The sequence below is a fragment of the Pseudomonas sp. McL0111 genome (assembly GCF_052567255.1).
Genome location: NZ_CP199585.1, coordinates 1,256,409 through 1,267,783 on the forward strand (window position 1 = coordinate 1,256,409; position 11,375 = coordinate 1,267,783).

The 11,375-nt window shown below is 59.0% G+C and carries 11 protein-coding genes; all 11 read left to right on the plus strand.

Features of this window, described 5'->3' with window-relative positions; genetic code table 11:
• Positions 1-4: 4 nt before the first annotated feature.
• The 11 genes from tcyJ to ACTWLJ_RS05755 all read left to right on the plus strand — a co-directional run bounded on the left by tcyJ (position 5) and on the right by ACTWLJ_RS05755 (position 11,115).
• Complete coding sequence (gene tcyJ / locus ACTWLJ_RS05705; protein ID WP_445180167.1) at positions 5-805, plus strand: cystine ABC transporter substrate-binding protein; 801 nt, start codon at positions 5-7, stop codon at positions 803-805.
• Positions 805-1,470, plus strand: a complete 666-nt coding sequence (gene tcyL, locus ACTWLJ_RS05710; protein WP_401210993.1) for a cystine ABC transporter permease — start codon at positions 805-807, stop codon at positions 1,468-1,470. The genes tcyJ and tcyL overlap by 1 nt, the downstream gene beginning before the upstream one ends.
• 4 nt (positions 1,471-1,474) lie before the next feature.
• On the plus strand, positions 1,475-2,224 hold the full coding sequence (gene tcyN, locus ACTWLJ_RS05715) for an L-cystine ABC transporter ATP-binding protein TcyN (protein WP_445180168.1): 750 nt from the start codon (positions 1,475-1,477) through the stop codon (positions 2,222-2,224).
• Positions 2,225-2,697: 473 nt separating this feature from the next.
• Complete coding sequence (locus ACTWLJ_RS05720) at positions 2,698-3,462, plus strand: hypothetical protein (RefSeq protein WP_445180169.1); 765 nt, start codon at positions 2,698-2,700, stop codon at positions 3,460-3,462.
• 370 nt (positions 3,463-3,832) lie between these two features.
• Entirely contained in the window at positions 3,833-5,074 is a 1,242-nt protein-coding gene (locus ACTWLJ_RS05725) for an SfnB family sulfur acquisition oxidoreductase (RefSeq protein WP_445180170.1), read from the plus strand.
• A gap of 22 nt (positions 5,075-5,096) precedes the next feature.
• Positions 5,097-6,290: an SfnB family sulfur acquisition oxidoreductase gene (locus ACTWLJ_RS05730; RefSeq protein ID WP_445180171.1), complete on the plus strand. Its 1,194-nt coding sequence runs from the start codon at positions 5,097-5,099 to the stop codon at positions 6,288-6,290.
• Complete coding sequence (locus ACTWLJ_RS05735) at positions 6,290-7,648, plus strand: LLM class flavin-dependent oxidoreductase (protein WP_445180172.1); 1,359 nt, start codon at positions 6,290-6,292, stop codon at positions 7,646-7,648. The genes ACTWLJ_RS05730 and ACTWLJ_RS05735 overlap by 1 nt, the downstream gene beginning before the upstream one ends.
• A gap of 126 nt (positions 7,649-7,774) precedes the next feature.
• Positions 7,775-8,584, plus strand: a complete 810-nt coding sequence (locus ACTWLJ_RS05740) for a MetQ/NlpA family ABC transporter substrate-binding protein (RefSeq protein ID WP_445180173.1) — start codon at positions 7,775-7,777, stop codon at positions 8,582-8,584.
• Positions 8,585-8,586: 2 nt separating this feature from the next.
• Positions 8,587-9,708, plus strand: a complete 1,122-nt coding sequence (locus tag ACTWLJ_RS05745) for a methionine ABC transporter ATP-binding protein (RefSeq protein ID WP_445180174.1) — start codon at positions 8,587-8,589, stop codon at positions 9,706-9,708.
• A complete protein-coding gene (locus ACTWLJ_RS05750) occupies positions 9,698-10,342 on the plus strand; it encodes a methionine ABC transporter permease (RefSeq protein WP_401210973.1) in 645 nt (214 codons plus the stop codon). Before ACTWLJ_RS05745 ends, ACTWLJ_RS05750 begins: the two co-directional genes overlap by 11 nt.
• A gap of 137 nt (positions 10,343-10,479) precedes the next feature.
• On the plus strand, positions 10,480-11,115 hold the full coding sequence (locus ACTWLJ_RS05755) for a class I SAM-dependent methyltransferase (RefSeq protein WP_445180175.1): 636 nt from the start codon (positions 10,480-10,482) through the stop codon (positions 11,113-11,115).
• Positions 11,116-11,375 lie beyond the last annotated feature (260 nt).

Sequence of the window (11,375 nt, forward strand, 5' to 3'; positions counted from 1 at the left end):
TGTCATGAATTTTTCCGCACTACGTCGAAATCTGCTGGTAGGTTCGCTGGGCCTGGCGCTGAGCGCCGGCCTGATCAGCCAGGCAGTCGCCGGTGAGCAGTTGCAACAGATCAAGGACAAAGGCGTTATCAACGTCGGCCTGGAAGGCACTTATCCACCGTTCAGCTTCGTTGATGCCGACGGCAAACTGTCCGGTTTCGAAGTCGAGCTGTCCGAAGCCCTGGCGCAAAAACTCGGTGTCAAAGCCAAGGTTCAGCCGACCAAGTGGGACGGTATTCTCGCCGCGCTGGAATCCAAGCGTCTGGACATCGTGGTCAACCAGGTGACCATCTCCGACGAGCGCAAGAAGAAGTATGACTTCTCCGAACCGTACACCGTTTCCGGGATTCAGGCGCTGGTGCTGAAGAGCAAAGAAGCCGCGCTGAACATCAAGACCGCCGCTGACCTGTCTGGCAAGAAAGTCGGTGTAGGCCTGGGTACCAACTACGAACAATGGGTCCGCGCCAACGTGCCGGGCGCTGACGTGCGCACCTACGACGATGATCCGACCAAGTTCGCCGACCTGAACAATGGCCGTACCGACGCCATCCTGATCGACCGTCTGGCCGCGCTTGAATACGCCAAGAAAGCCCCGAAAACCGTAGCCGCCGGTGAAGCCTTCTCGCGTCAGGAATCCGGTATCGCCGTGCGTAAAGGCGAACCTGAGCTGCTGGCAGCCCTGAACAAAGCCCTCGACGAACTGCGTGCTGACGGCACTCTTGAAAAGCTGTCGAAGAAATACTTCAACGCAGACGTCACTAAATAATGGAAGAAGCTTTCCAACTCGCACTGGACTCCGCGCCCTTTCTGCTCAAGGGCGCGTACTTCACGGTAGTCCTCAGCCTCGGCGGCATGTTCTTCGGCTTGGTGCTGGGCTTCGGCCTGGCATTGATGCGCCTGTCGCGTTTCAAATCGGTGAGCTGGCTGGCCCGCATCTACGTGTCGTTCTTTCGCGGCACGCCGTTGCTGGTGCAATTGTTCGTGATCTATTACGGCTTGCCGCAATTGGGTGTCGAACTGGATCCGTTGCCAGCGGCGCTGATCGGCTTCTCGCTGAACATGGCTGCTTACGCCTGTGAAATCCTCCGCGCCGCGATCAGCTCGATCGAACGCGGTCAGTGGGAAGCAGCTGCGAGCATCGGCATGACCCGTGCGCAGACTTTGCGTCGGGCCATCCTGCCGCAAGCCATGCGCACGGCTTTGCCACCGCTGGGCAACAGCTTCATTTCGCTGGTCAAGGACACTGCGCTGGCTGCCACCATTCAGGTGCCGGAACTGTTCCGTCAGGCGCAGCTGATTACCGCCCGGACTTTCGAAGTCTTCACCATGTATCTTGCCGCCGCGCTGATCTACTGGATTCTGGCCACGGTGCTTTCGCACTTCCAGAACAAGTTGGAAGAGCGGGTCAATCGGCATGACCAGGAGTCCTGACCCCATGATTGTCGTGGAAAAACTGACCAAGCAATTCAAGAATCAGGTCGTGCTCAACGGCATCGATCTTGAGGTCAAGGAAGGTGAGGTGGTCGCGATCATCGGCCCCAGCGGCTCGGGCAAGACGACCTTCCTGCGCTGCCTGAACTTCCTCGAACAACCCACCAGCGGCCGGATCAAGGTCGGCGATATCGAGATCGATACCAGCCGCCCGTTGAACCAGCAGCAGAGTCTGGTGCGCAACCTGCGCCAGCACGTGGGCTTCGTGTTCCAGAATTTCAACCTGTTCCCTCACCGCACCGCACTGGAAAACGTCATCGAAGGGCCGATCGTGGTCAAGAAGATGCCGCGCGAGCAAGCCATTGCTCTGGGCAAGAAGCTGCTGACCAAGGTTGGTCTGGCGGGCAAGGAAGACGCTTATCCGCGTCGTCTCTCGGGTGGTCAGCAACAGCGCGTGGCGATAGCCCGGGCACTGGCGATGGAGCCGGAAGTGATCCTGTTCGACGAGCCGACTTCGGCGCTCGATCCGGAGCTGGTCGGTGAAGTGCTGGCGACCATTCGCGGTCTCGCCGAAGAGAAACGCACCATGGTGATCGTCACTCACGAAATGGGTTTTGCCCGTGATGTGGCCAACCGTGTGGTGTTTTTCGACAAGGGTGTGATCGTCGAGCAAGGTGAGGCCAAGACGTTGTTTGCCAATCCTAAAGAAGAGCGTACGAAACAGTTTCTCAGCAAGTTTTTGAATCACGCCTGAAAACTTTCAATGCAACAACCGCCAACTTCCACGGATGGAAGTTACACCTTCTTCGCCCTACAACTCCCCCTTCAACATAATCAAACCAGTCTGTCTAATGCGGTACATATATATGTTCTGCAACAGATATAATCCGCCAAAAAAAAACCGCCACCTGCAACAGTGGTATTCGATAACCCACGTATTTCAAAGGTCGAAAACCCTCAAGATACGTAGTTCCAATCGCCAGCCGGCCTAAGCCTAATGCCTAACAAGCGTAGGAAATTTCTGATTGATCCGTAATTCACGGATTAACTAACCCGCTCTATTGACTCCCCTTCCCGCACACTCTTATCTAGTCGCCAACCGGCGTCCATCCAATAAACAGACTTGTATTTAATCCGAATAAAAGTTCGCGGGTTTATTGCCTGGTAATTCACGCCATTTGTTTTTCAGAAACGGACTTCGCTGCGATGCTTCAAGGAGAGAAACCGATGACCCACACTTCGCATACCCCCGAACTGGCAGCGCCGAGCCTGGCGCCAGCGCAAAAAAACGGCATCAACCTCGCGGCCGCCGCTCACCTGCTGGTCGATGTCATGCCCTATCCCGGTATGGACGTTGGCGACGTGATCGAACTGTTCTGGAACAGCTGCTACGTCGCTTCTCGCGTGTTGAGCGCCGAAGACGTTTCGACATCGATCAGCCTGCGGGTGCCAGAGAGCTTCATCGCCAGCGGCACCGCGCAGATCCACTACCGGCTCATGCAGATAGGCCAAGAGCCGGCGTTGTCGGCCACAACTGCGGTGCAGGTCAAACTCGATTGCCCCGGTGGCCAGCTATCCACTTTGAGCAGTGACGAAAACCAGCAACTGGCGCCAGTGACGCTACCCGACACGATCCGCCGTCAGGGCGTGAACCCGAACCAGATCAAGCGCGGTGTTCCACTGACCATCGAGCCCTATGTGAACATGGCCGAGGACGACGAAATCACCTTGCGCTGGGGCGATGTGCGCATGGATCTGCCACGCATTACGGCAGCGGATATCGGGCAGACGATTCAGGTCTGGGTGCCCTCGGCGATCATCGTCGAGGGCGGTGAGGATCTGCGGCTGGACGTGACTTATTGCATCCTCGACCGGGTCGGCAACAACTCGCGCTGGGCACCTGCGCGGACAGTGAAAATCGGCTGTGGCAATCCTTATCTGAAAGTCCCGTTGCGACCACAACTGAAAGCCGCCGAAACCCTCAAGAACTGAACATTCCCCTGTGGCGAGGGAGCTTCTGTGGTGAGGGGATTTATCCCCGTTGGGTTGCGAAGCGACCCCAGAAATGGGACTGCTGCGCAGTCCAACGGGGATAAATCCCCTCACCACACGTTCGCGTTCACACACCAAACAAGTTCTTAACCAACCAGACCATCACCCCTTCTATACATATTCCTAAAAGTTAGTTTATTTAATATTTATACGCGCTTAGGGTATATGCACCGGACCACCGGACATTCTTGTTTTCGTTCGCCGCACTGATTGCGGCGTTTTTCATGAGATGTGAGGTAGGTATGGTCCGGAACACAATCACCCCAGTGCAGATCGCCAGGGCATTGCGTGCAGCCAAGGAGCGGCACTGATGTCCAGTCTGGCAGACGCAAACGTTCAGAGTGACCTGGACATCGCCCCGCTGTTGTTGCCCGCGCAGGTTTTGCGCAACGACGCACAAGCCATCAAGGCTGCTCACGATCTGGCGCAAGTCGCCCGCGTGCAGGCCGCCAAACGTGACCGCCAGCGCAAGTTACCGTGGTCGGAAATCGAACAGTTCACCCGCAGTGGTCTGGGCAGCATTGCCATCCCGCGCGAATACGGTGGCCCGCAGGTTTCTTTCGTTACTTTGGCCGAGGTATTCGCGATCATTTCCGCCGCCGACCCGGCGCTCGGGCAGATTCCGCAGAACCAGTTCGGCATCATCAATCTGGTGCTTGGCAGCGCCACCGAAGAGCAGAAAAAACAGCTGTTCCAGAGCGTGCTCGAAGGCTGGCGCATCGGTAATGCCGGGCCTGAACGCGGCACCAAAAACACCCTCGAACTGAAAGCACGAATCACCGCTGACGGTGATGACTACGTGATCAACGGCCAGAAGTTCTACTCCACTGGTGCGCTGTTCGCGCACTGGGTCGCGGTGAAGGCGCTCAACGATGACGGCAAGCAAGTGCTGGCCTTCGTCCGCCGTGGTACCCCGGGGCTGCGCATTGTTGATGACTGGTCGGGTTTCGGTCAGCGCACCACCGCCAGCGGCACGATTCTGCTGAACAACGTGCGCGTCGAATCGAGCCTTGTCGTCGACAACTGGAAGATCAACGAAAGCCCAAATACCCAAGGCGCGGTGTCGCAACTGATTCAGGCCGCTATCGACGCCGGCATCGCCCGTGGCGCCATCGACGACGCTATCGAGTTCGTCAAAACCCGCGCCCGGCCGTGGATCGACGCCAAGGTCGAACGCGCCAGCGATGACCTCTACGTGATCGCCGATATCGGCAAACTGAAAATCGAACTGCACGCCGCTGAAGCGCTGCTGCGCAAGGCCGGGCAAGTGCTCGATCAAGTGCATGCCGCACCGCTGACCGCCGAATCCGCCGCCCGCGCCTCGATTGCCGTGGCCGAAGCCAAAGTGCTGACCACCGAAATCTCATTGCTCGCCAGCGAAAAGCTTTTCGAGCTGGCCGGCAGTCGCGCAACCCTCGCCGAATTCAACCTCGACCGCCACTGGCGCAACGCCCGGGTGCACACCCTGCACGACCCGGTGCGCTGGAAGTATCACGCGGTCGGCGCCTATCGCCTTAACGGCACTTTGCCGGCCCGCCATTCCTGGATTTGAAACCAGACCTCTGGAGAAACACATGACAATTTCTCAACACGTCGCGGTCATCACCAGCGACGAACAAGCCCTGATCGTCGCCAGCGACCTGGCCGAAGATTTCAAACGTGACAGCGCCGTGCGCGACCGTGAGCGCCGCTTGCCACTGCCGGAGCTGGACGTGTTTTCCCGCTCGGGCCTATGGGGCATCAGCGTGCCCAAGGAGTACGGCGGCGCCGGTGTGTCCAACGTGGCCCTGGCCAAAGTCATCGCCTTGATCGCTCAGGCCGATGGCTCCCTCGGGCAGATTCCGCAGAACCATTTCTATGCACTCGAAGTGCTGCGGGTGAACGGCAGCCATGCGCAGAAACAACGACTGTACGCCGAGGTTCTGGTTGGTCAGCGCTTCGGCAATGCCCTCGCAGAACTGGGTACCAAAACCGCCCACGACCGCGTCACCAGCCTCAAGCGCGATGGCGACGGCTACCGCATCAACGGTCGCAAGTTCTACGCGACCGGGGCGATTTACGCCCAGCGCATCCCGACCTCGGTGGTCGATGAAGACGGCGTGCAGCAACTGGCCTTCGTCCCGCGTGACAGCAAAGGTCTGACCGTGATCGACGACTGGAGCGGCTTCGGCCAGCGCACCACCGGCAGCGGTTCGGTAGTGTTTGAAGACGTCTACGTCGCGGCTGAAGATGTGCTGCCATTCCAAAGCGCGTTCGAGCGGCCAACCACCGTCGGCCCGCTCGCGCAGATTCTGCACGCGGCCATCGACACCGGCATCGCCCGCGCCGCTTACGAAGATGCCCTGCACTTTGTACGCAGCAAAACCCGGCCGTGGATCGACTCCGGCAATGACAAGGCCACTGAAGATCCGTTGACCCTGAAGAGCTTCGGCCACTTGAGCATTCGTCTGCACGCCACCGAAGCCTTGCTCGAACGCGCCGGGGAATTCCTCGACGTCGCGCAAGCCGAACCGAATGCCGAGACCGTTGCGGCCGCGTCGATTGCCGTCGCTGAAGCACGGGCGATCAGCACCGAAATTTCCCTGGCTGCCGGCAGCACTTTGTTCGAACTGGCCGGCAGTCAGGCCACCCTGATTGAACACGGCCTCGACCGCCACTGGCGCAACGCTCGCGTGCACACCCTGCACGACCCGGTGCGCTGGAAGTATCACGCGGTGGGCAATTATTACCTCAACGATGAAAACCCTCCGCTGCGGGGGACTATCTGATGAGCGCTGCGAAAAAGAAGATTCTGCTCAACGCGTTCAACATGAACTGCATCGGCCACATCAACCATGGACTGTGGACGCATCCGCGTGACACCTCGACGCGCTTCAACACGATCGAATACTGGACCGAACTGGCGCAGTTGCTGGAGCGCGGCTTGTTCGATGGTTTGTTCATCGCTGACATTGTCGGCGTGTATGACGTCTATCAGGACTCGGTGGATGTGCCGCTGAAAGAGGCGATCCAGTTGCCGGTCAATGATCCGCTGCTGCTGGTTTCGGCAATGGCTGCGGTGACCAAAAATCTCGGCTTCGGCCTGACCGCCAACCTCACTTATGAGCCGCCGTATCTGTTCGCCCGACGCATGTCGACCCTCGATCATCTGAGTCGCGGCCGGGTCGGCTGGAACATCGTCACCGGTTATCTGGACAGCGCCGCGAAAGCCATGGGCCTGCGTGAACAGGTCGAACATGACCGTCGCTACGATCAGGCCGACGAGTACCTGGAGGTGCTCTACAAACTCTGGGAAGGCAGCTGGGAAAACGGTGCGGTGCTCAACGATCCGCAGCAGCGGATCTACGCCCAGCCGGAAAAAGTGCACAAGGTCGAGCACAAGGGTGAGTTCTATCAGGTCGAGGGATATCACCTCTGCGAACCTTCGCCGCAGCGCACACCGGTGCTGTTTCAGGCCGGCAGTTCGGATCGCGGTTTGCTGTTCGCCGGTCGTCACGCCGAGTGCGTGTTCATCAGTGGCCAGAACAAACCATCGACCAAAGTGCAGGTGGATAAAGTCCGCGCCAGCGCGGTCGAGGCCGGGCGCAACCCCGAGGACATCAAGGTGTTCATGGGCCTCAACGTGATCGTCGGGGAAACCGAAGAAGCCGCGTGGGCCAAGCATGCCGAGTACCTGAGTTACGCCAGCGCCGAGGCCGGCGTGGCGCATTTTTCGGCATCCACCGGCATCGATTTTTCCCAGTATGAAATCGACGAACCGATCCAGTACGTGAAGAGCAACGCGATCCAGTCGGCGACGAAGAATCTGCAAAACAACGACTGGACCCGCCGCAAGTTGCTGGAACAACACGCCCTCGGCGGGCGCTACATCACCGTGGTTGGCTCAGCCGAACAAGTGGCGGATGAACTGGAGTCGTGGATCGCCGAAACCGGCCTCGACGGTTTCAACCTGACCCGCATTGTTACCCCGGAAAGCTATGTCGATTTCATCGAACTGGTGATTCCCGAGCTGCAACGGCGTGGGTCGTACAAGACTGCGTACGACAACGGCAGCCTGCGCGAGAAGCTGTTTCACGGTGAAGCGCATTTGCCCGAGCAACACACCGGCGCCGCTTACCGCCCCTAAAAAGCATCGCTGGCAAGCCAGCTCCCACAGGTTTTGTGAACACCATATATCCCTGTGGGAGCTGGCTTGCCAGCGATGAGGCCTGAACAGACACCACAAAATTCAAGCACTGACTGGAAACCCACCATGACCAAGAAACGCCTGTCCCTCCCAGTCAAAGCACTGGCCCTGGCCCTCGGCCTCTTCAGTTCGGCAGTCTTCGCCGCCGACGCCCCGCTGAAAATCGGCACCACCGCCGCCTTCGCCATTCCGCTGGAAGCCGCTGTCGAAGAAGCCTCCAGACAAGGCCTGAAAGTCGAGTTGGTGGAGTTCACCGACTGGATCGCACCCAACGTCAGCCTCGCTGCCGGCGATATCGACGTGAACTACTTCCAGCACATCCCGTTCCTGGAAAACGCCAAGGCTGCCGCCGGTTTTGATCTGGTGCCATTCGCTCCGGGGATCATCAACAACGTCGGCCTCTACTCGAAGAAATACAAAAGCTTCGACGAATTGCCTGAAGGCGCCAGCGTCGCCATCGCCAATGACCCAATCAACAGCGGTCGCGGCCTGCAACTGTTGGCCAAGGCCGGGCTGATCACGCTGAAACCGGGTGTCGGCTATAAGGCCACCGAAGAAGACATCATCGCCAACCCGAAGAAAATCAAAATTCTCCAGGTCGAAGCGGTGCAACTGGTGCGCGCCTACGACGATGCTGATCTGGTGCAGGGCTACCCGGCCTACATTCGTTTGGCGAAGACTTTCGATGCCGGTTCGGCGCTGCTGTTCGACGGTCTCGACCACAAGGAATACGTGATCCAGTTTGTGATCCAGCCGAAGAGCAAAACCGATCCGCGCCTGATCAAATTCGTCGACATCTATCAGCACTCGCCAGTCGTCCGCGCCGCTCTGGATAAGGCCCACGGCAAGCTGTACCAGGCCGGTTGGGAAAGCTGAGCATGACGGCCGCGATCCAACGGCGACTGGATATTCCAGAGCCAAAGAATGCTGAACAAACAGAGCTGCGCCCGGAACTCAATCGCGCCCACGTGCGCTTCATTGGCCTGGGTAAAACCTACGAGGGCCGGCAAGGGCCGGTCGCCGCATTGCAAGGCATCGACCTGGCGATTCAGCGTGGTGAAGTGTTCGGCATCATCGGCCGCAGCGGCGCCGGCAAGTCGTCGCTGATCCGCACCATCAACCGCCTCGAACAGCCCACCTCGGGCCGGGTGCTGATCGATCAAGTGGATATCGGTGAGTTCGATGAAGATCGCCTCGTGGCGCTGCGCCGACGGATCGGCATGATCTTCCAGCACTTCAACCTGATGTCGGCCAAGACCGTGTGGCAGAACGTCGAGTTACCACTGAAAGTCGCCGGCGTACCCAAGCAAAAACGCGAACAAAAGGTTCGAGAACTGCTGGAACTGGTCGGTCTGCAAGACAAGCACAAGGCTTATCCGGCGCAGCTATCCGGCGGGCAGAAACAGCGCGTCGGTATCGCTCGGGCGCTGGTGCATGACCCGGATATTCTGCTGTGCGACGAGGCCACTTCGGCCCTCGATCCGGAGACAACTCAGTCGATCCTCGGCCTGCTGCGCGAGATCAATAAACGCCTCGGCCTGACCATCGTGTTGATCACTCATGAAATGGCGGTGATCCGCGAAATCTGCGACCGCGTGGTGGTGCTGGAACACGGCCGCGTGGTCGAGCAAGGCCCGGTTTGGGAAGTGTTCGGCAACCCGCAACATGAAGTCAGCCAGACCTTGCTCGCACCGTTACAACACGCGTTGCCGGAAGAGCTGAAAAGCCGTTTGCAGGTGCAATCGCCTTCGTTGGATGCGGCTGTGGTGTTGCGTTTGCAGTTCACCGGCAGTGCCCGTGATGAACCCGATCTGGCTGCACTGTTCGCGTCGCTTGGCGGTCGGGTGAAGTTGCTACAGGGCGGCGTAGAACGGATTCAGGGCCATGCGCTGGGGCAACTGCTGCTGGCTGTGAGCGGTTCGTCTTTCGCCGCTGAAGAGTTGCGTCAGCGCGCCGCGCAGTGGGCGCAACGAGTGGAGGTGCTGGGTTATGTGGTTTGATCGTTTGTTGCAGGGGTTTATCGACACGTTTTTGATGGTCGGCGTGTCGTCGCTGATCGCGTTGCTGGTGGGAATCCCGATGGCGGTGATTCTGGTCACCAGCGACAAGGGCGGGATCTATGAAGCGCCGGTTCTGAACCGCGCCCTGGGTGCATTCGTGAATCTGTTTCGCTCGATTCCGTTCCTGATTCTGATGGTGGCGCTGATCCCGTTCACGCGGCTGATCGTTGGCACCACTTACGGCGTGTGGGCTGCGGTGGTTCCGCTGACGATTGCGGCCACGCCGTTTTTTGCGCGGATTGCCGAAGTCAGTTTGCGTGAGGTCGATCACGGTTTGGTGGAAGCCGCGCAAGCGATGGGTTGCCGACGCTGGCACATCGTCTGGCATGTGCTGCTGCCGGAGGCGCTGCCGGGGATTGTCGGCGGGTTCACTATCACGCTGGTGACGATGATTAATTCGTCGGCGATGGCCGGGGCGATTGGCGCCGGTGGATTGGGCGATATTGCTTACCGCTACGGGTATCAGCGTTTTGACAGCCAGATCATGTTGACGGTAATTGTGTTGCTGGTGGCGTTGGTCGCGGTGATTCAGCTGGGCGGGGATCGTCTGGCGCGGGGTTTGAACAAGCGCTGAGGCAAAATCTCATCTACTCGGCAATTGCTATCGCTAGCAGGCTAGCTCCCACAGCTGGAATGCGTTTCCCTGTGGGAGCTAGCCTGCTAGCGATAGCGTATATTCGCCGAACCCCTATCTCCCGCGCAGTCCCGACCATGAAACAGACCCCGACCGACCTGGAACAGATCACCGCCACTACCCTCGGCCATTACAACGCGGTGGCCGAAGACTTCCGTGAAGGCACCCGCGATCACGATGTCAGCCAGAACATCGACGCCTTGTTACGGCACATTCAGGGTACAGCACCGTTCACTGTCCTCGATTTCGGCTGCGGGCCGGGGCGCGATTTGCAGACGTTCACCCGTATGGGCCACGTCGCGGTCGGGCTCGACGGTTCGCAGGAGTTTGCGCGGATGGCGCGTGAGGACAGCGGTTGCGAAGTCTTGCAGCAGGACTTTCTGAAGCTTGAACTTCCGGCTGAACGCTTCGACGGGATCTTTGCCAACGCGGTGTTGTTTCATGTGCCGTTGCAGGAACTGCCGCGAGTGCTGAAGCAGCTTCATGGCACGCTGAAACCCGGTGGCGTGTTATTCAGCTCGAATCCGCGTGGGGATAACCGTGAGGGCTGGAATGGGCCGCGTTATGGCTCGTATCACGATCTTGAGGCGTGGCGCGGATTGCTGACGGCGGCGGGGTTTGTCGAGCTGGAGCATTACTTCCGGCCAGCGGGGCTGCCGCGGGAGCAGCAGCCCTGGTTGGCCAGCGTCTGGCGTAAATCTGGTAGCCTGTGAGGACGCCATCGCTAGCAGGCTAGCTCCCACAGTAGGAGTTCATCTCGCCCCTGTGGAACCCAGCCTGTCACTGCTTAAACATATCTCCCTGTGGAAACCAGCCTGTCACTGCTGAAACACATCTCCCTGTGGAAACCAGCCTGTCACTGCTGAAACACATCTCCCTGTGGAAACCAGCCTGTCACTGCTGAAACACATCTCCCTGTGGAAACCAGCCTGTCACTGCTGAAACACATCTCCCTGTGGAAACCAGCGTGTCA

Bases quoted from the DNA above. Each gene is read 5' to 3' on its own strand.
- ACTWLJ_RS05725 (WP_445180170.1), top strand. From the start codon at position 3,833: ATGTCCAGTCTGGCAGACGCAAACGTTCAGAGTGACCTGGACATCGCC.
- ACTWLJ_RS05730 (WP_445180171.1), top strand. From the start codon at position 5,097: ATGACAATTTCTCAACACGTCGCGGTCATCACCAGCGACGAACAAGCC.
- tcyN (WP_445180168.1), top strand. From the start codon at position 1,475: ATGATTGTCGTGGAAAAACTGACCAAGCAATTCAAGAATCAGGTCGTG.
- tcyJ (WP_445180167.1), top strand. From the start codon at position 5: ATGAATTTTTCCGCACTACGTCGAAATCTGCTGGTAGGTTCGCTGGGC.
- ACTWLJ_RS05750 (WP_401210973.1), top strand. From the start codon at position 9,698: ATGTGGTTTGATCGTTTGTTGCAGGGGTTTATCGACACGTTTTTGATG.
- ACTWLJ_RS05740 (WP_445180173.1), top strand. From the start codon at position 7,775: ATGACCAAGAAACGCCTGTCCCTCCCAGTCAAAGCACTGGCCCTGGCC.
- ACTWLJ_RS05720 (WP_445180169.1), top strand. From the start codon at position 2,698: ATGACCCACACTTCGCATACCCCCGAACTGGCAGCGCCGAGCCTGGCG.
- ACTWLJ_RS05735 (WP_445180172.1), top strand. From the start codon at position 6,290: ATGAGCGCTGCGAAAAAGAAGATTCTGCTCAACGCGTTCAACATGAAC.
- tcyL (WP_401210993.1), top strand. From the start codon at position 805: ATGGAAGAAGCTTTCCAACTCGCACTGGACTCCGCGCCCTTTCTGCTC.
- ACTWLJ_RS05755 (WP_445180175.1), top strand. From the start codon at position 10,480: ATGAAACAGACCCCGACCGACCTGGAACAGATCACCGCCACTACCCTC.
- ACTWLJ_RS05745 (WP_445180174.1), top strand. From the start codon at position 8,587: ATGACGGCCGCGATCCAACGGCGACTGGATATTCCAGAGCCAAAGAAT.